This is a genomic window from Micromonospora sp. PTRAS2 (assembly GCF_054052245.1).
This window is the reverse complement of record NZ_JBSWBU010000004.1, coordinates 22,291-38,823: the sequence shown is the minus strand read 5'-3', so window position 1 is coordinate 38,823 and position 16,533 is coordinate 22,291. Positions and strand designations below refer to the sequence as shown.

The window sequence follows — 16,533 nt, the reverse complement described above, 5'->3', positions numbered from 1 at the left end:
CGCCGGGGCCACCTGGCCCGCCCGCCCGGGAACAGTGGCCCGGGACGCCGCCGGGTCAGACCGCCTCGGCCGCCGCCGTGGTGGTCAGCACGCCAACGTTGTGCGCCCGCAGGTGCCAGCCCCGCGTGCCGCTGTCGCGCAGCTCGGTCCAGTGGCAGTTGCGCAGGGCACCGATCGCCCGCAGCACCGCGTGGTCCCAGCCGAGCAGGTGCCCGCAGCCCTGCCGGGCCGCGCCACCGTGGGTGGCGATCACGATCGTCGCGCCGGGCGCGGCGTCGGCCGCGTCCTGCAGGGCGCCGCCGACCCGCTTGCCGAGGTCGTCGAGGCTCTCGATGTCGGCACCCGGGTCGGGGTGGCCGGCCCGCCAGCGGGCGTGCTCGTCGGGATAGCGCTGCTCCGCCTCGGCGAGCTCCAGCCCCTGCCACCGCCCGAAGTGCCGCTCGCGCAGCCGGGCGTCGGAGCGCACCGGCAGGCCGGTGAGCGCGGCGAGGGCGGCGGCGGTGTCGGCGGCGCGGCGCAGGTCGCTGGCCACGATCGCGTCGGGGCGCAGGGCCGCGAGCAGGGGCGCGGCGGCGGCGGCCTGCTCGCGGCCGAGGTCGTTGAGGGGTATGTCGGTCTGGCCCTGCACCCGGCTCGCGGCGTTCCAGTCGGTGTTGCCGTGCCGCCAGACGATCAGTCGGGTCATTCGGCCGGTGCGGTGCCGGCGGCGGCGTCGGCCTCGACCAGGTCCCGGTCGACGAACGGGATCTGCGGGCAGTCCTTCCAGAGCCGGTCGAGGGCGTAGAACTCGCGCTCCTCGGTGTGCTGGACGTGGACCACCATGTCGACGTAGTCGAGCAGCACCCAGCGCCCGCCCCGCTCGCCCTCGCGCCGGACCGGCTTGGCCTTCTCCGGCAGCTCCAGCAGCCGCTCCTCGATGGCGTCGACGATGGCCAGCACCTGACGCTCATTGGGGGCGGCGGCGAGCAGGAACGCGTCGGTGATGGCGAGCTGGTCACCCACGTCGATGATGACGATGTCCTGCGCCTTCTTGTCGGCCGCGGCCTGGGCGGCGGCCATCGCCAGCTCGTGAGCGCGTTCGGAAACTGTCACCGTTCTCCTTCGATCAACCGTGCGACCCTCCAAGCGTCTCACACCCGTCGGCGTGACGACCTGTCGGTTCTGGCCGGTTTCGGGGACGAACGACCGCATATCCGGCGCGATCACTGCTGATAGAGGCGCCGTTTCGCGATGTACTGCACCACACCGTCGGGCACCAGATACCAGACCGGTTCGCCCCGGGCCACCCGGGCGCGGCAGTCCGTCGACGAGATGGCCATCGCGGGCACCTGCACCAGGCTCACCGTGTCGGCGGGCACGTGCTCGTCGGTCAGCTCGAACCCGGGGCGGGTGACGCCGATGAAGTGGGCCAGCGCGAAGATCTCGTCGAGATCCTTCCAGGACAGGATCCGCTCCAGCGCGTCCGCGCCGGTGATGAAGTAGAGCTGCACCTTCGGCCCGTACTCGGCGTGCAGGTCGCGCAGCGTGTCGACGGTGTACGTCGGCCCACCCCGGTCGATGTCGACCCGGCTGACCTGGAACCGGGGGTTGGACGCGGTGGCGATGACGGTCATCAGGTACCGGTCCTCGGCCGGGGTGACCGGCTGGTCCGCCTTCTGCCACGGCTGCCCGGTCGGCACGAAGACGACCTCGTCCAGCCCGAACCGGTCGGCCACCTCGCTGGCCGCGACCAGGTGACCGTGGTGGATCGGGTCGAACGTGCCGCCCATGATCCCGACCCGCCGGATGTCTTCCCGCACCCGCAGATCGTATGCGGGCCGCGCGCGGCGGCGCCCCCGACCCGGTTCTCGACCCCTCCCCCGACCCGGGCCGCGGGCGCGGCCGGGGCCAGGGGAAGGCCGAAGACGGGACGGAACGGGGCGTTACGGTCCCCGGGCCGCGGCGGATCAGGCCGAGGCGGCGGCCACGGCGGTGCGGGCCACCAGGGCGCGGCGCAGGTCGTCGTCGGCGTCGGTGACCACCCGGCGCAGGCCGGGCGTGACGTCGTCGCGGGCCAGCAGCGCCGCGGCCAGTTCCCGGGTGGGCTGCGCCACGGCGTAGCGGGGGTAGGCGTCGGCCGCGACCTGGTCGGCGACCCAGGGGGTACGCCTGCGCGCCGCCGCCGGCATGTCGGCAAAGTACCGCTCGACGTACGGCCCGGTCAGCTCGGCCTGCTCGGGCTGCCAGAACCCCTGCGCGGCCGCCTCGACCAGCCGGTTGGACAGCTCGGTGTTGCGCACCACGATCTCCCACGCCGCCGCCTTCGCGGCCGGGTCGGGCAGCGCGGCCCGGCACCGGGCGGCCCGTTCGGCGCCGGTGGCGCTCGGGTCGGCCACCCTTTCGGCGGCGATCTCGGCCTCCCCGGCCGCGCCGAGCACCACGAGCCGGCCCAGCAGCGCCCAGCGCAGCTCGGCGTCCACGGCCAGCCCGGCGGGGACGCCCTCGCCGGCCAGCCAGCCGGCGAGCAGGTCGGCGTCGGTGCTGGCCCCGATCAGGGCCCGGGCGGCGGCGAGCTGCCGCGACCCGCCCGGCTCGGCGGCGGCGAGCAGGCGCTGGCCGGCACCGGCGAGCCGGAGCAGCGCCGCGTCCCGGGCGAGGGGGTCGAGATAGCGGTCGACCAGCGGCCGGACGGTGCGCAGCACGTCCTCCACGATGATCACCTCGGTCTCGCCGGGGAGGGCCGCGGCGACCAGCTCCACCAGGGCGGCGACGGGCCGCTCGCCGTCGGTGGCCGCGTCCAGCGCCTCGCCCCACAGCAGGGCCCGGGCCAGCGGGTCGGCCAGGGTCGGCAGCACCAGCGGCACCGCGTCGACGGAGGCGGGGTCGAGGCGGATCTTGGCGAAGGTGAGGTCACCGGCGTTGGGCAACAGCAGCTGGGCGGCCGGCTGCCCGCGTAGCCCGGCGAGGACCGTCCGGCCGCCGTCGGCGTCCGGGTCGAGGTCGACCTCGTCGCGGGTGACGGTGCCGTCGGCGGCGTACCGGGCGACGCCGACGCGGTGGGGGCGCAGCACCGGGTGGCCGGCCGGGGCGGTCTGCACGATCGCCGCGTCCGCGTACCGACCGTCGGCGTCGAGCGTCACGTCGGCCCGCAGGGTGTTGACCTGGGCCCGGCGCAGCCAGCGCTCGGCCCAGCCCGACAGGTCCCGCCCGGCGGCGGTGGAGAGCGCGCCGAGCAGGTCGGCGAGGGTGGCGTTGCCGAACCGGTGCGCCGCGAAGTGGGCGTTCAGCCCGGCCAGGAACGCGTCGTCGCCGAGCCAGGCGACGAGCTGGCGCAGCACGCTGGCGCCCTTGGCGTACGAGATGCCGTCGAAGTTGAGCAGCGCCAGGGCGGCGTCGGCGACCTCCTCCGGCGCGACGGGATGGGTGGAGGGCCGCTGGTCGGCCGCGTACCCCCAGCCCTTGCGGCGCAGGGCGAACGTCGTCCACGCCCGGTCGAACCGGGTCGCCTCGGCGGTGACCCGGGTGCCCAGGTACTCCGCGAACGACTCGTTGAGCCACAGGTCGTCCCACCAGCGCATGGTGACCAGGTCGCCGAACCACATGTGGGCCATCTCGTGGGCGATGGTGGTGGCCCGCAGCTCGCGCTGGGTGTCGGTGACCGCCGAGCGGAACACGAGGTCGTCGCGGAAGGTGACCAGGCCCGGGTTCTCCATCGCGCCGGCGTTGAACTCCGGCACGAACGCCTGGTCGTACTTGCCGAAGGGGTAGCGCTCGGCGAACAGCTCGTGGAACCGGTCCAGGCACTGGCGGGTGACGGTGAGGATCTCCTCGACGTCGGCGTCCAGGTGGGCGGCGAGCGAACGCCGGCACCAGACGCCCAGCGGGATGCCGTCGTGCTCGGCGCGGCGCACGTGCCACGGCCCGGCGATCAGCGTGACGAAGTACGGCGCCAGCGGGGCCGTGGGGGCGAACTCCCAGCGCCCCGGCCGGGGCGTCGCGGCCAGCGCGCCGTTGGCGGCGACCGTCCACTGCGGCGGGGCGGTGACGGCGAGCCGGACCGGGGCCTTCAGGTCGGGCTGGTCGAAGGCGGCGAAGATGCGCTGCGCGTTGTCCAGGAAGGACATGGCGTAGAGGTAGGTCTCGCCGTCGGCGGGGTCGACGAACCGGTGCAGCCCCTCGCCGGTGTTCGAGTAGGCCATCTCGGCCTCGACGACCAGCGTGTTGGCCTCGGCGAGGCCGGTCAGCGGCAACCGGTTGCCGGCGAGCGTCGCCGGGTCGAGGGGCCGCCCGTTCAGGCGTGCCCCCAGCAGTTGCGCGGGCAGCACCTCGACGAAGGTCTCCGCGCCGGGGGTCGCCCGGAAGCGGATGGTGGCGTGCGAGCGGAACCGCTCGTCGCCTGCGGTCAGGTCGAGGTCCACGTGGTAGGACTCGACGGTAATCAACGCGCCACGCGCGGTCGCCTCTACACGGCTCAGGCTCGGCATCCGCTTATCCTGCCCGATGGGGAACCACACTCGTTTCCCGTCACGGCATGCGATGGAGGAAGCAACAATGGGTCAGCACCCCAAGGGCGACTTCGACCTGTCCCGGGCGGTCTGGCAGCGGGCCGAGGGGGACACCTCGGAAGGCGCGGTCGAGGTGGCCTTCGTCGACGACCTGATCGGCATGCGCAACTCCGCCGAGCCGGACGGCCCGGTGCTCGTCTTCACCCAGGCCGAGTGGGACGCGTTCGTCGCCGGCGCCCAGGACGGCGAGTTCGACCTGGACTGAACCGGGCCGCCGGGCCGCGACCGCCTGTAGCCCGCGGGGACGGCACGCCGACGTGCGTCCCCGGGAGCGGCAGCCGGTCACGGCCCGGCCCCGAACCTCCCAAACCGCCCGAAACGCCCGTCAGTCGCCGTCGCCCCAGCCGAGGCCGCCGGGGCCCGGGGCGTGATGGAAGCCGGGGTGACCGGCCACGTCGGCGCAGCGCTCCCCGTCGGGGCCGATCGCCCCGCAGAACAGCCGCTCGGCCCGGTGCCAGGCGTCGGCCGGGGACAGCGCGGCGGCCCCGAGGGCCAGCTCGGGGCGGAGCACGCTCAGCCCCTCGGCGTACGTCACGGCCAGCTCGCGGGCCAGGTCGGGCCCGGCGGCGGCGAAGCCGAGATGCACGGTGAACCAGCGCGGTGGGCGCTGCTCCCGGCGGGGCCGGGCGAGCAGCGGGCCCACCGGCTCCCCGCCGCCGGCCCGGCCCGCGCCCAGCGCGTCGACCGCCCGCCGCTGTCGCCAGTAGCGCGACGCGTTCTCCCGCATGTGTCCTCCCCGTCGTGACTGCCCGGACGCTCCCGCCACCGGCGGCCCGAGCGCCCCGGACCGACCGGTCGCCGGCCCGTGCGCTCCAGATAACCAGGTTCCCGGCGCCCTGGGAGGGGCCAGCCGGCGCCCGCCGCGCGGACCGCCGTCGCGCCGTCGGCCTCCACAAGCCTCGACCGGGCTCGGCCGGGCTGCGGGGATTCGGCCGCCGCGACGTGGGTAGACGAACCCCCACCGCGCGGTGCCACCGGGCGGGGAACGTCAGGAGGGGTCCGATGGCCAGCATGCCGGCCGACCGCAGCCCGGACAGCACCCTGGCCCTGCTGCGGGAGGGCTACCGGTTCATCGGCGACCGCTGCGACCGGTACGGCACCGACATCTTCCAGACCAGGCTGCTGCTCGAACCGACCATCTGCCTGCGCGGCCGACCGGCGGCGGCGATCTTCTACGACCCTGAGCGCTTCGTCCGGGCGGGCGCGGCGCCGAAGCGGATGCAGCGGACCCTCACCGGCGTGGGCGGGGTGCAGGGCCTCGACGGGGCGGCCCACCACGACCGCAAGGCCATGTTCATGTCGATCATGACGCCGTCGGCGGTCCGGCAGCTCGGCCAGCTCTTCGACGACGAGTGGCGGGCCCGGGTGCCGGCCTGGGAGCGCGCCGGCCGGGTGGTGCTGCACGACGAGGTGGCCCCGCTGCTCACCCGGGCCGTCTGCGCCTGGGCCGGTGTGCCGCTGGCCGACACCGAGGTGGCCCGGCGCACCGCCGTCATGCGGTCGATGATCGAGGGGCCCACCGCGTTCGGCCCCCGGCACTGGCGGGGCCGGGTCGGCCGCCGCCGCGGCGAGCGGTGGCTCGGGGAGGTCGTCGAACGCACCCGGGTGGGCGTCCTGCCGGCCCCGCCGGGCAGCGCGCTGCGGGCGATCGCCGAGCACCGGGACGGCCGGGGGCAGCTGCTGCCCCGCCGGATCGCCGCCGTGGAGCTGCTCAACGTGCTGCGACCCACCGTCGCCGTCGACCGTTTCGTGGTCTTCGCCGCGCTCGCCCTGCACGACCACCCGCAGTGGCGCGACCAGGTGCGCGGCGACGACGACGCCACCGAGTGCTTCGTGCAGGAGGTACGCCGCTACTACCCGTTCTTCCCCGTCGCCGCCGCCCGGGTGCGGCGCTCCTTCGACTGGCAGGGGCACCACTTCCCGCAGGGCCGGCGGGTGCTGCTCGACCTGTACGGCACCAACCACCACGAGGCGCTCTGGCCCGAGCCGGAACGGTTCCGTCCGGAGCGCTTCGCCGGCTGGCGCGGCGACCCGTACGCGCTGGTGCCGCAGGGCGGCGGCGAGCACCTGACCGGCCACCGCTGCGCCGGCGAGTGGATCACCATCGAGCTGCTGAAGCGGGCCGTCACCAACCTGACCACGACCATGCGCTACGAGGTCCCGCCGCAGGACCTCGCGATCGACCTGCGGCGGATGCCCGCCCTGCCGCCGAGCGGCCTCGTCATCGCCGACGTGCGCCGCACCGCCTGACCCCGGTGCAAGGAAGGGCCCCCTGTTAACGCATTCTGTTGTACAGGGGACCCTTCCCAACCCGGGGCCGCGAGCTGCGGCGGGATCTCCTCCGTCAGTACCGCACCTGGTCGCGGGACTGCTGCGCGTGGTCCTTCACGTCGTGGGCGGCCGACCGGGTGTCGTCGCGAACGGCGTGCACGGCGTCCTGGGCGGTGGCCTTCACCGACTCGCCCGCGTGCTGCGCCGGCTCGCGCAGCTCCTCCCTCAGCTCGCCGGCGACCTCGCCGAGCTTCTCCTTCACCGCGCCGGCGTGCGCGCCGGCCCGCTCCTTGACCTGAGCGGCCACCTGCTGCTCGCGGCGGCTCGCCGGGATCAGGGAGGAGACCAGCATGCCGACGCCGAAGGCGATCAGGCCGGCGGCCAGCGGGTTGCCCTCGGACTTCTCCCGCAGCACCTGCGGCGCCCGCTGGGCGGCGTCGCCGACGGTGGAGGCCGCCGAGTGCGCCTTGTCGCTCACCGTGGACGCGGCCGACGACGCCCGGTCGGCCACCGCGTGGGCGGCGTGTCCGGTGCTGTGGCCGTAGTCGGAAGCGGTGCCCATGACCTTGTCCCTCACATTCTGCAGCGCGTTGCGCGCCCGCTGCTTGCGGTCGTCGACGATGCGGCCCGGGCTGACCTTGTACGCCAGGGCGTCCACGTCGGTGCTGAGGCTGTTGCGGGTGGCCTCGATCTCCCGGCGGATCTGGTCGGGATCGGTGCTCATCGGGTGACTCCCTCCGGGTGGGGCTTGAGCGCGTCGGGAATGCGCTGCACGCTGTCGTTGGTCTGCCTGAGGCCGCGTACGCGCTGGGCGTGCTTCTTGGCCAGGGAGTAGAGGACGGCGGCGATCGCGCCCCAGAGCACGGCGACGATCAACGCGGCCCAGCCGGCGTCCAGCACGTTGGACAGCCCGGCCCAGAGCGCGATCGACAGGAACAGCGCCACCATGTACCCGCCGAAGCCGGCGCCGCCGAACAGTCCGGCGGCCTTGCCCGCCTTCCTGCCCTCCTGGCGGATCTCGGCCTTGGCCAGCTCCACCTCCTGGCGCATCAGCGTGGACAGGTCGGTGCTCACCTGGCGCAGCAGCTCACCGATCGAGCTGCTCCTGACCTCGTCCGCGGTGTGCGGGGCACCCGCGGGGTGGTACCCGGAGTCGAGTCCGGGGTCCTGCGTCGGCGCGGTCATGCCGTTTCCTCCCTTCGGCTGGCTCGACGGCTCACGGGCGGGAAGCGCCGCTGGACGGCACGCCCGGCAGCGGGTCGGTCTGGGTCACCGGGGGCAGCGGCGTTCCGGTGCCGTCCGCCGGGTCGGCGTAGCCGGTGGTGGTGCCCGGGTCGGGGTAGGCCGCGCCCTGGCCGGTGTGGCCGGCCTCGGGGGTCGGATCGAGGTAGCCGCCCGGGGGGATCTGGTCCGGCACGGCACGCTGGGCCGGCGGCGTCGGGATGACGGCGGTGCGCTCCGGGTCGTACGCCGGGGTCGAGCCGCCGCCGGGGCCGTCGGACGCCGCGGACAGCCCCCTGGTCAGCCGGCCGGCGAGCACGCCGAGCACGGCGGCGCCGACGAGGAAGGTGCCCGGGTTGCGGCGGGCGTAGTCCTTGACCTCGGTGAGGATGTCGCCGGGCTGCCGCTCCTCCAGCCAGCCGGCAACGCCGTTGACGCGCTCGGCGGCCTGGTGGGCCAGCTCGGTCACCGGGCCGGACTGGCCGCTGTTCTGCGCCATCGTGCGCATCTCGTCGGCCAGCGAACGCAGCCCGCCGGCCGCCCGGCGCTGCTGCTCCCCGGCCTGCCCGGCGAGCTGGTCGCGGGCCTCGCCATAGAGGTTGCGGGCCTGCCGCGCGGCCTCGCCGACGACCTCCCGGCCCTGCTCCCTGGCGGTCTGCGCGACCGCACCGCCCGCGTGCGCGGCCTCCGAGCCCACCTGGCGGGCCTGATCGCGTACGCCGTGGCCGTTGCTCGACTCCTGCCCGTAGGTGGACGTCGTGGGTGAGAGATCGTAGGTCATGATGTCCCTTCCGCTCGATAAGTCGTCGCGGTAGTCAAATCAGGGGATTCGCCGGCGTTCATCCTGCCGGCGTCTTTTGACCTACCCTCGCTCCGAGGGCCCACACCTGATTCCCGGTTTCTCTGCGGAACGTGTCGCCGCGCACACACAATGGAGGATCGTCGGGGGCTGCTGATCCACGGAGGTGACATCGATGGCGCGTGACCGGCAGCGCCCACGGGCCCGGGTGCAGGTGGCCGCCGTCGCGGTGGCCGTGCTCTTCCTCCTGCTCGGGGTGCTCGGCTTCGTCCCGGGCATCACCACCGGATACGACGACCTGACCTTCGCCGGGCACCACTCGGGCGCCGAGCTGCTGGGGCTGTTCCAGGTCTCGGTCCTGCACAACGCCCTGCACCTGATCTTCGGGCTGGCCGGGCTGGCCCTGGCCCGCAGCGTCGCCGGGGCCCGGGTCTTCCTGGCCGGGGGCGGCGCGCTCTATCTCGGGCTCTGTCTCTACGGGCTGTTCGTCAAGTTCGCCGAAAACGAGCACGGCGCGGCCAACTTCATCCCGCTCAACGGCGCGGACGACTTCCTGCACCTGCTGCTCGGCCTCGGCATGCTCGCCCTGGGCCTGCTGCTGTCCAACCGGGTGGGCACGGGCGGTCGGCTGGACGACCCGATCGACCGCCCCTGACCGGGCCGCCCCGCCCGGCCGGCGCGCGCCCGCGAAGTCAGGCGGCCACCGGGAGGCGCTTGGCGAAGCAGCGGCTGTACGGGTTGTCGACGTACTCGCCGTACACGGGGATGGGGGCGTACCCGCAGGAGGTGTAGAGGCCGATGGCCGCCGGCAGGTAGCTGCCGGTCTCCAGCCGCAGCTCGGCGTACCCCTGCTGGAAGGCCAGGTCCTCCAGGGCGGCCAGCAGCTGGCGGGCGATCCCCCGCCCCCGGAAGGCGGGCCGGACGTACATCCGCTTCAGCTCGCCGGTGCGCGGGTCGAGTTCCTGGATGCCGCCGCACGCGACGGCCCGGCCGGCGTCGACGACGGCGAGGTAGCGGATGTCGTCGTGGGTGACGGTCACCTGCCCGTCCAGCCCGCCGTCGGCCTCGCGCAGCTCACGCTGCTGCGCCACGACCAGGGTGGCGATCTCCGGGTCGGTCGTGGGCCGCGATTCGATCAGCATCCCGTCAAGCTAGGCGCGGCGGATTTCCGGCAGGTTTCCGGCGGGCGACCCGCCGGCGGAGGCCCCGCGAGCGGTCGTCGTCGCGTCGCCGGGCCGCTCCCCGTCGCCGCCTACTTCTCGTCGCTCGCCCACTGCTCGTCGTCGAGGTCGTCGGCGAGGTCGTCGTCGGCGGTCGGCTCGTCGTCGGTGACGTCGGCCCCCAGCTCGTCGGCGGGCCGCACCCGGCGGGCCTTGCGCGCGGCGAGCCGCTCGGCGGCCGAGGGGCGGCTCGACTTCTCCTCCAGCCGCACGTCGGTGCCCCGGTTGCCGGGGACGAAGTCGACACCCGCGTAGAGGGTGGGCTGCCAGTCGAACTCGCGCTCGCCGATGCGCACCAGGTCCCCCGGGTTCGCCCCGGCCTTGGCCAGCTTGTCCTCGACGCCGAGGCGGGCCAGCCGGTCGGCCAGGTAGCCCACGGCCTCGTCGTTGTCGAAGTTCGTCTGCCGCACCCAGCGCTCCGGCCGCTCGCCCCGGACGGTGAACGAGCCGTCCGGCTCGGCGGTGATGGTGAAGCCGGTGTCGTCGACCGCCCTCGGGCGGATGACGATCCGGGTCGGCTCGGCCGGCGGGGCGGCGGCGCGGGCCTTCTCGACCAGCTCCGCCATGGCGAACATCAGCTCCTTGAGGCCCTCGTGCGTCGCCGCGGAGACCTCGAACACCCGCAGGCCACGGGCCTCAAGGTCAGCGCGGACGATGTCGGCGAGGTCCCGGCCGTCCGGCACGTCGATCTTGTTGAGGGCGACGAGGCGGGGCCGGTCGGTGAGCCCGCCGTACTGGCTCAGCTCCGACTCGATGGCGTCGATGTCTGCCAGCGGGTCCCGGCCCGGCTCCAGCGTCGCGGTGTCGATCACGTGCACCAGCACCGCACAGCGCTCGACGTGCCGGAGGAACTCCAGCCCGAGGCCCTTGCCGGTGGCCGCGCCGGGAATGAGCCCGGGCACGTCGGCGACGGTGAAGGTGTGGTTGTCGACCCGGACCACGCCCAGGTTCGGCACGAGGGTGGTGAACGGGTAGTCGGCGATCTTCGGCTTGGCGGCGGAGATGACCGAGATCAGCGACGACTTGCCGGCCGACGGGAAGCCGACCAGGCCCACGTCGGCGACGCTCTTGAGCTCCAGCACCACGTCGAGCTGCTCGCCGGGCTCGCCCAGCTCGGCGAAGCCGGGGGCCTTGCGCCGGGCGTTGGCCAACGAGGCGTTGCCCCGGCCGCCCCGGCCGCCCCGGGCCACCTCGAACGTGGTGCCCGCGCCGACCATGTCGGCCAGCACCTCGCCGCCGGGGGTCTGCACGACGGTGCCGTTGGGCACCTTGAGCACCAGGCCGCGCCCGTTCGCGCCGTCCCGGTTCGAGCCCGCGCCGCCCTTGCCGTTCTCGCCCTTGACGTGCGGGTGGAAGTGGAAGTCGAGCAGGGTGTGCACCTGCGGGTCGACGACCAGGGTCACGCTGCCGCCGTGCCCGCCGTTGCCGCCGTCCGGGCCCCCGAACGGCTTGAACTTCTCCCGGTGGATCGAGACACAGCCGTGCCCGCCGTCGCCGGCCTGCAGGTGCAGGACGACCCGGTCCACGAACATCGTCACGTCGTCAATCCTTCCAGCGGGAGACGCCCCGCACGTACGAGAAAAGCGAAGCGGGCCGGGACCAACCGGTCCGCGGCCCGCGACGCGTCGAAACTACTGCTGCGGCACGATGCTGACGGTCTTGCGACCGCGCTTGGTGCCGAACAGGACCGAGCCGGCGGCCAGCGCGAAGAGCGTGTCGTCGCCGCCGCGGCCGACCAGGTCACCGGGGTGGAACTTGGTGCCACGCTGCCGGATGAGGATCTCACCCGCGCTGACGACCTGACCACCGAAGCGCTTCACGCCGAGTCGCTGGGCCGCGGAGTCACGGCCGTTGCGCGAGCTGGACGCACCCTTTTTGTGAGCCATCTGAGGACGACCTACTTCCCGCTGGAGATGCCGGTCACCTTGACCTGGGTCAGCGGCTGGCGGTGACCCTGGCGCTTGTGGTAGCCGGTCTTGTTCTTGAACTTGTGAATCTTGATCTTCGGGCCCTTGGTGTGCGCGGCGATCTCGCCGGACACCGCGACCTCGGCAAGCTTCGCCGCGTCGGTCACCAGGTCGTCACCGTCGACGAGGAGCACCGCGGTGAGCTTCACCGCGTCGCCGGGGGCACCGGCGAGCTTCTCGACCTCGATCACGTCGCCCTCGGCGACCTTGTACTGCTTGCCGCCGGTCTTGACGATCGCGTACATCGGAGGCGGACTCCCTGTCGTTGAGGCTGCTGGCGGTCGTTCCCTCGGCGGCTCGCCGGGTAGCAGAAGCGCGGCGGCGCGGGCACGCGGGAACTCGGCACACCAAAGTGCGCCGCAAGATAGCGTACGCCATCGGCGGGGCGACACCCAAACCGGGGTGCGCCGTCCCGCCGGCCGGCGGGGGGCCGGTCAGCGGGCGCAGAGCTGGTCGAGGCGCTGCTGGAGCTCGTCCAGCTCCTCCTCGTCGATCGCGTCCACGTCGGTGCCGAGCATCCCCACCTCGGTGGCGAGGTCGGCCAGGAGCGTCCGCAGCTGCGGGTCGGTCGCCCGGGTCGACTGCTCCCGCAGCGCCGTGCGCCAGCCGGTCAACGCCGCCTCCGCCCGCTTGCGGGCGGCCTCCGCCGTGGCGCTGTCGCTCGCGCCGACCGCACCGATCATCCGGCCCAGCTCCGCCACGTACGTGCGGACCGCCGCGCCGCTGGCCTGCTGGGCGGCGGCGCAGACCTCCGGGGCGTTCCCCCCGGCCGCGCCGCTCGCGGCGGGCGGCCCGCCCGACGCGCCGGGTGCCGCGCCCCCGCCGCCCGGGGTGGCCCCGCCGGCCACCGCCGGGGAGGAGCCGCCCGGCCCGTCGGCGGGGTCGGAGCCGGAGCGCTCGGCGGAGCAGGCCGCCGCGGCGGACAGGACGACCGCGGCGACGGTGAGGGCGAGCAGACGACGCATTCTTCTTCTCCTGACCGGGGGTGGCCGATCCTAACCGGGGTCCGGCACGCGACAGGACCCCCGCCCCGGTGCTGTCACCCGGGCAGGGGCCCTGCGAAACGCGCGGCCGGTCAGCCGGTCACGGGCGGGTACGCCGCCGGGTGCCACCCCGGCGGGAGCGCCGCCGGCCGCCACCGGTGTCGCCGCCGTCGCCGTCGCCCTCGTCGTCGCCGAGCGCGTCCGGATCGTCGGCACCCGCCAGCCGGGCGGACTCGCCCTGCTGGCTGTCCGCCACGGCCGGCGCGGCGGCGGTGTCCGCCTCGTACCGGGACAGGTCGTAGCCCATCGTGTCGTGGTAGTCGGCCTCGGTGTCGGCGTCGGCCGGCGCCTCGACCACCTCGACCACCGTGCGCTCCGGGGCCGCGCTCTTGCGCGCCCGACGCCGCGACGACGCCCCGCCGACCGACTCGGCCGGGGCCGGTGCGGCGGCGGGGGCCGCCGAGGCGACCGCCTTGACCTTGTCCCCCGCGCCGCCGCCCGAACGGGGCTTCTCCGGCACCGGCTCGGTGTGGATGATCAGGCCCCGCCCCTTGCAGCACTCGCAGGGCTCGCTGAACGCCTCCAGCAGCCCCGCGCCGATCCGCTTGCGGGTCATCTGCACCAGCCCGAGCGAGGTGATCTCGGTGACCTGGTGCTTCGTGCGGTCCCGGCCGAGGCACTCCGTGAGCCGGCGCAGCACCAGCTCGCGGTTGGACTCCAGCACCATGTCGATGAAGTCGATCACGACGATGCCGCCGATGTCGCGCAACCGGAGCTGGCGGACGATCTCCTCGGCCGCCTCCAGGTTGTTCCGGGTGACCGTCTCCTCCAGGTTGCCGCCGGAGCCGGTGTACTTGCCGGTGTTGACGTCGATGACGGTCATCGCCTCGGTGCGGTCGATCACCAGCGAGCCGCCGGAGGGCAGGAAGACCTTCCGGTCCAGGCCCTTGAGGATCTGCTCGTCGATCCGGTACGTGGCGAACACGTCGGTCGTGCCGGCGTGCCGGCGCACCCGGTCGACCAGGTCCGGCGAGACGTGCGAGAGGTAGGACTCGACCATCCCGTACGACTCGTCGCCCTCGATCACCAGCTCGCGGAAGTCCTCGTTGAACAGGTCCCGCACGACCCGGATGACCAGGTCCGGCTCCTCGTAGAGCAGCACCGGGGCGCCGCCGGAGGCGGCCTTGGCCTGGATGTCCTCCCACTGGGCCTGCAGGCGCTTGACGTCGCGGGCCAGCTCGTCCTCGCTCGCCCCCTCGGCGGCGGTCCGGACGATCACGCCCGCGCCGTCCGGGACCAGCTTCTTGAGCGCGTCGCGCAGCCGCTTACGCTCGGTGTCCGGCAGCTTGCGGCTGATGCCCGAGGCGTTGCCGTTCGGCACGTAGACCAGGTGCCGGCCGGAGAGCGCGATGTGGCTGGTCAGCCGGGCGCCCTTGTGCCCGATCGGGTCCTTGGTGACCTGCACCAGCACCGAGTCGCCGGAGCGCAGGGCCTGCTCGATCGACCGGGCCCGCCCCTCCAGGCCGGTGGTGTCCCAGTTGACCTCGCCCGCGTACAGGACGGCGTTGCGGCCGCGCCCGATGTCGACGAAGGCCGCCTCCATGCTCGGCAGGACGTTCTGCACCTTGCCGAGGTAGACGTTGCCGGCCATGGTGCCGGAGGAGTTGCGGGTGACGTAGTGCTCGACCAGCACGCCGTCCTCCAGGACGGCGATCTGGGTGCGGTCACCGCGCTGGCGGACGGCCATCACCCGGTCGACCGCCTCCCGGCGGGCCAGGAACTCGGACTCGCTCAGGATCGGCGGGCGGGTCCGGCGCTGCTCCCGGCCGTCCCGGCGGCGCTGCCGCTTGGCCTCCAGCCGGGTCGAGCCGGAGACACCCTGCACCTCGTCGACGGCCTTGCGCGGCTCCCGGATCTTGACGACCGTCGGCACGCCGTCGTCGGCGCCCCCGTCGGTGTCCCCGGCGCCCCGGCGGCGGCGACGCCGCCGACGACGGGTCAGCCCGTCCCCGCCCTCGTCGGTCTCGCCCTCGCCCTCGTCCTCGTCGCCCTCGGCCTCGGGCTCCTCGGCCTGGGCGGCCTCCTCGGCCTCGTCGTCGTCGGCCTCGTCCGCGCCGCCCTTGCCCCGGCCCCGGCCCCGGCGTCCCCGGCGGCGACGCCGACGGGCGGCGCTCTCCTCGTCTTCCTCGTCCTCGGCGGCCTCGGGCTCCTCCGCCTCGGCGGCCGGCTCCTCCTCGACCTCCGGCACCTCGGCCTGCTCGACCGGCTCGACCTCGCGCCGGGCGCGGCGACGCCGGCGGGGCGGCTCGGGCTGCTCCTCGACCGGCTCCGGCTCCACCGGCGTCGACACCACGACCCGGGCGACCGGCGGCTCGTCCGGCTGCGGGGCCATGAAGAGGACGGTCGGCGCGGAGAGAACGGCCCGCCGCCGGCGGGTCCTCGGCTCGGCGGCCTCGACCGGCTCGCTGGGCGTGGCGGGCTCGGCGGCCTCGACGGGCTGGCTGGCCTGCGCGGGCTCGGCGACCTGGGCGGGCTCGGCGGGCTCGATGATCTCGGCAGCCTCGGCGGTGCCGGCCGGCAGTTCGACGGCACCGGAGACGGCCACCCCGGGCGGCACCTCCCCGGAACGGTTCTCGGCGCCGCTGGACCGGCGGCGGCCACGCCCGGCGGCGGCCCGGCCGGAAGCGGCCGGCTGGCTGGCCTCGGTCGCACCGGCTGCCGGCTGGTCCACGGCACCGCCGGCAGCGGCAGCATCCGGCTGGGCTGCGGCAGCGGACGGCGGCTGGGCTGCCGGCGGCTCGGCCACGGCCGGCGTCGGCGCGGCCTCCGTCGGCTGCTCGCCCGGCGCGGCGGCCTCGGCCGGCTCGGCGGCCGGGGCCTCCGCCGGGGCCGCGGCGGCCTTGCGGCGGCGGGTCCGGGTGACCTTGACCGGGGGTACGACCTCCGCGCCGGCCTCCTCCGCGGCGGCGGCGACGATCGGCTCCGCCGTCGCCTTCGCGGTGGTCGCCTTCCGGCGTCGACGCGGCGTCTTCGGCGCCTCCTCCAGCTCACCGGCGACCGGGGCGAGGACCTCGGCCTGGGGGGCCTCCCCGCTGGCCGAGCCGGCGGAGGTGGACGCCTCCACCGGAGCCTCGGTCTGCTCCGGCTGGTTCAGCGGGGTGGCCCGCCGACGGGTGGCCCGCTTGCGGGGCGGCGGGGCCGGCGCCTCGGCGGCGGCATCCCCGGCGGCCTCGCCCTGCGCGGCGGTGGGCCCGCCGGCCGGGGCCGCCCCCTCGGCGGTGGGGCCGCCCGCGGTGAGATCCGCCGTGCCGGTGACGGTGTCACCGCCGGCGCGGCCGGTGTCGGTGGTGCGGTCAGCGGTGTCGCCGGCCGGCTGGGAACCGGTCCGTTCGCCGCCCTCGGGCTCGTTCTCGAGCATGGACGTTCTCCAGTTCTGGCTGCCCCGGGCGCGGGTGAGCGCTGCCACGCAGGGTCGCCGCAAAAGTGTTTCCGCCGGGCGCGCGAGCTGCGCGACCGCCGAAGTCTGCC

General features: G+C 74.9%; 17 protein-coding genes. 3 read left to right on the top strand and 14 right to left on the bottom strand.

The window, feature by feature from the left end; genetic code table 11:
• Positions 1-55: 55 nt before the first annotated feature.
• From ACVMYR_RS15150 to pepN, 4 genes are all read right to left on the bottom strand, one after another.
• Positions 56-685 (bottom strand): histidine phosphatase family protein, encoded by a 630-nt coding sequence (locus ACVMYR_RS15150; RefSeq protein ID WP_396787676.1) that lies wholly within the window; start codon positions 683-685, stop codon positions 56-58.
• Positions 682-1,092: a ribosome silencing factor gene (gene rsfS / locus ACVMYR_RS15145; protein WP_043966746.1), complete on the bottom strand. Its 411-nt coding sequence runs from the start codon at positions 1,090-1,092 to the stop codon at positions 682-684. The genes ACVMYR_RS15150 and rsfS overlap by 4 nt, the downstream gene beginning before the upstream one ends.
• A 110-nt stretch (positions 1,093-1,202) precedes the next feature.
• A complete protein-coding gene (nadD, locus tag ACVMYR_RS15140; protein WP_077938728.1) occupies positions 1,203-1,799 on the bottom strand; it encodes a nicotinate-nucleotide adenylyltransferase in 597 nt (198 codons plus the stop codon).
• A gap of 147 nt (positions 1,800-1,946) precedes the next feature.
• Positions 1,947-4,463, bottom strand: coding sequence for an aminopeptidase N (pepN, locus tag ACVMYR_RS15135; protein WP_457122071.1), 2,517 nt, complete (start codon positions 4,461-4,463; stop codon positions 1,947-1,949).
• 67 nt (positions 4,464-4,530) lie between these two features.
• On the opposite strand from pepN, the gene ACVMYR_RS15130 reads away from it, so the two are divergent.
• Positions 4,531-4,749, top strand: a complete 219-nt coding sequence (locus ACVMYR_RS15130) for a DUF397 domain-containing protein (RefSeq protein ID WP_013287999.1) — start codon at positions 4,531-4,533, stop codon at positions 4,747-4,749.
• Positions 4,750-4,869: 120 nt separating this feature from the next.
• On the opposite strand, the gene ACVMYR_RS15125 is transcribed toward ACVMYR_RS15130, so the two are convergent.
• Entirely contained in the window at positions 4,870-5,271 is a 402-nt protein-coding gene (locus tag ACVMYR_RS15125) for a hypothetical protein (RefSeq protein WP_077938726.1), read from the bottom strand.
• A 275-nt stretch (positions 5,272-5,546) separates the two neighbouring features.
• Between ACVMYR_RS15125 and ACVMYR_RS15120 the strand changes: the two genes are divergently transcribed.
• The gene (locus ACVMYR_RS15120; protein ID WP_457122070.1) at positions 5,547-6,794 is read left to right on the top strand and encodes a cytochrome P450; all 1,248 of its coding nucleotides are present in this window, start codon (positions 5,547-5,549) and stop codon (positions 6,792-6,794) included.
• Positions 6,795-6,888: 94 nt separating this feature from the next.
• Here the strand turns inward: ACVMYR_RS15120 and ACVMYR_RS15115 are convergent, their stop codons facing one another.
• Genes ACVMYR_RS15115 through ACVMYR_RS15105 form a run of 3 tightly spaced genes read right to left on the bottom strand, consistent with a single transcriptional unit; the run spans position 6,889 to position 8,817 of the window.
• Positions 6,889-7,539, bottom strand: a complete 651-nt coding sequence (locus ACVMYR_RS15115; RefSeq protein ID WP_077938724.1) for a DUF3618 domain-containing protein — start codon at positions 7,537-7,539, stop codon at positions 6,889-6,891.
• Positions 7,536-8,000 (bottom strand): phage holin family protein, encoded by a 465-nt coding sequence (locus ACVMYR_RS15110; protein WP_077938723.1) that lies wholly within the window; start codon positions 7,998-8,000, stop codon positions 7,536-7,538. The genes ACVMYR_RS15115 and ACVMYR_RS15110 overlap by 4 nt, the downstream gene beginning before the upstream one ends.
• 31 nt (positions 8,001-8,031) lie before the next feature.
• Positions 8,032-8,817, bottom strand: a complete 786-nt coding sequence (locus ACVMYR_RS15105; protein WP_457122069.1) for a hypothetical protein — start codon at positions 8,815-8,817, stop codon at positions 8,032-8,034.
• A 193-nt stretch (positions 8,818-9,010) separates the two neighbouring features.
• Between ACVMYR_RS15105 and ACVMYR_RS15100 the strand changes: the two genes are divergently transcribed.
• Entirely contained in the window at positions 9,011-9,490 is a 480-nt protein-coding gene (locus tag ACVMYR_RS15100) for a DUF4383 domain-containing protein (protein ID WP_077938721.1), read from the top strand.
• Between the two features lie 37 nt (positions 9,491-9,527).
• Here the strand turns inward: ACVMYR_RS15100 and ACVMYR_RS15095 are convergent, their stop codons facing one another.
• From ACVMYR_RS15095 to ACVMYR_RS15070, 6 genes are all read right to left on the bottom strand, one after another.
• Positions 9,528-9,977: a GNAT family N-acetyltransferase gene (locus ACVMYR_RS15095; RefSeq protein ID WP_043966731.1), complete on the bottom strand. Its 450-nt coding sequence runs from the start codon at positions 9,975-9,977 to the stop codon at positions 9,528-9,530.
• 110 nt (positions 9,978-10,087) lie between these two features.
• A complete protein-coding gene (gene obgE, locus ACVMYR_RS15090; protein WP_077938720.1) occupies positions 10,088-11,593 on the bottom strand; it encodes a GTPase ObgE in 1,506 nt (501 codons plus the stop codon).
• A 93-nt stretch (positions 11,594-11,686) separates the two neighbouring features.
• Complete coding sequence (gene rpmA / locus ACVMYR_RS15085; RefSeq protein WP_043966727.1) at positions 11,687-11,941, bottom strand: 50S ribosomal protein L27; 255 nt, start codon at positions 11,939-11,941, stop codon at positions 11,687-11,689.
• Positions 11,942-11,952: 11 nt separating this feature from the next.
• Positions 11,953-12,267 carry a 50S ribosomal protein L21 gene (rplU, locus tag ACVMYR_RS15080; RefSeq protein WP_007072512.1) on the bottom strand — a complete coding sequence of 105 codons (315 nt, stop codon included), beginning with the start codon at positions 12,265-12,267 and terminating at the stop codon, positions 11,953-11,955.
• Positions 12,268-12,456: 189 nt separating this feature from the next.
• The gene (locus ACVMYR_RS15075; protein WP_457122068.1) at positions 12,457-12,987 is read right to left on the bottom strand and encodes a hypothetical protein; all 531 of its coding nucleotides are present in this window, start codon (positions 12,985-12,987) and stop codon (positions 12,457-12,459) included.
• 118 nt (positions 12,988-13,105) lie between these two features.
• A complete protein-coding gene (locus tag ACVMYR_RS15070; protein WP_457122067.1) occupies positions 13,106-16,423 on the bottom strand; it encodes an Rne/Rng family ribonuclease in 3,318 nt (1,105 codons plus the stop codon).
• Between the last annotated feature and the right edge of the window lie 110 nt (positions 16,424-16,533).

Bases quoted from the DNA above. Each gene is read 5' to 3' on its own strand.
- ACVMYR_RS15150 (WP_396787676.1), bottom strand. From the start codon at position 685: ATGACCCGACTGATCGTCTGGCGGCACGGCAACACCGACTGGAACGCC.
- pepN (WP_457122071.1), bottom strand. From the start codon at position 4,463: ATGCCGAGCCTGAGCCGTGTAGAGGCGACCGCGCGTGGCGCGTTGATT.
- ACVMYR_RS15130 (WP_013287999.1), top strand. From the start codon at position 4,531: ATGGGTCAGCACCCCAAGGGCGACTTCGACCTGTCCCGGGCGGTCTGG.
- ACVMYR_RS15125 (WP_077938726.1), bottom strand. From the start codon at position 5,271: ATGCGGGAGAACGCGTCGCGCTACTGGCGACAGCGGCGGGCGGTCGAC.
- ACVMYR_RS15120 (WP_457122070.1), top strand. From the start codon at position 5,547: ATGGCCAGCATGCCGGCCGACCGCAGCCCGGACAGCACCCTGGCCCTG.
- ACVMYR_RS15115 (WP_077938724.1), bottom strand. From the start codon at position 7,539: ATGAGCACCGATCCCGACCAGATCCGCCGGGAGATCGAGGCCACCCGC.
- ACVMYR_RS15110 (WP_077938723.1), bottom strand. From the start codon at position 8,000: ATGACCGCGCCGACGCAGGACCCCGGACTCGACTCCGGGTACCACCCC.
- ACVMYR_RS15105 (WP_457122069.1), bottom strand. From the start codon at position 8,817: ATGACCTACGATCTCTCACCCACGACGTCCACCTACGGGCAGGAGTCG.
- ACVMYR_RS15100 (WP_077938721.1), top strand. From the start codon at position 9,011: ATGGCGCGTGACCGGCAGCGCCCACGGGCCCGGGTGCAGGTGGCCGCC.
- ACVMYR_RS15095 (WP_043966731.1), bottom strand. From the start codon at position 9,977: ATGCTGATCGAATCGCGGCCCACGACCGACCCGGAGATCGCCACCCTG.
- rpmA (WP_043966727.1), bottom strand. From the start codon at position 11,941: ATGGCTCACAAAAAGGGTGCGTCCAGCTCGCGCAACGGCCGTGACTCC.
- rplU (WP_007072512.1), bottom strand. From the start codon at position 12,267: ATGTACGCGATCGTCAAGACCGGCGGCAAGCAGTACAAGGTCGCCGAG.
- ACVMYR_RS15075 (WP_457122068.1), bottom strand. From the start codon at position 12,987: ATGCGTCGTCTGCTCGCCCTCACCGTCGCCGCGGTCGTCCTGTCCGCC.
- ACVMYR_RS15070 (WP_457122067.1), bottom strand. From the start codon at position 16,423: ATGCTCGAGAACGAGCCCGAGGGCGGCGAACGGACCGGTTCCCAGCCG.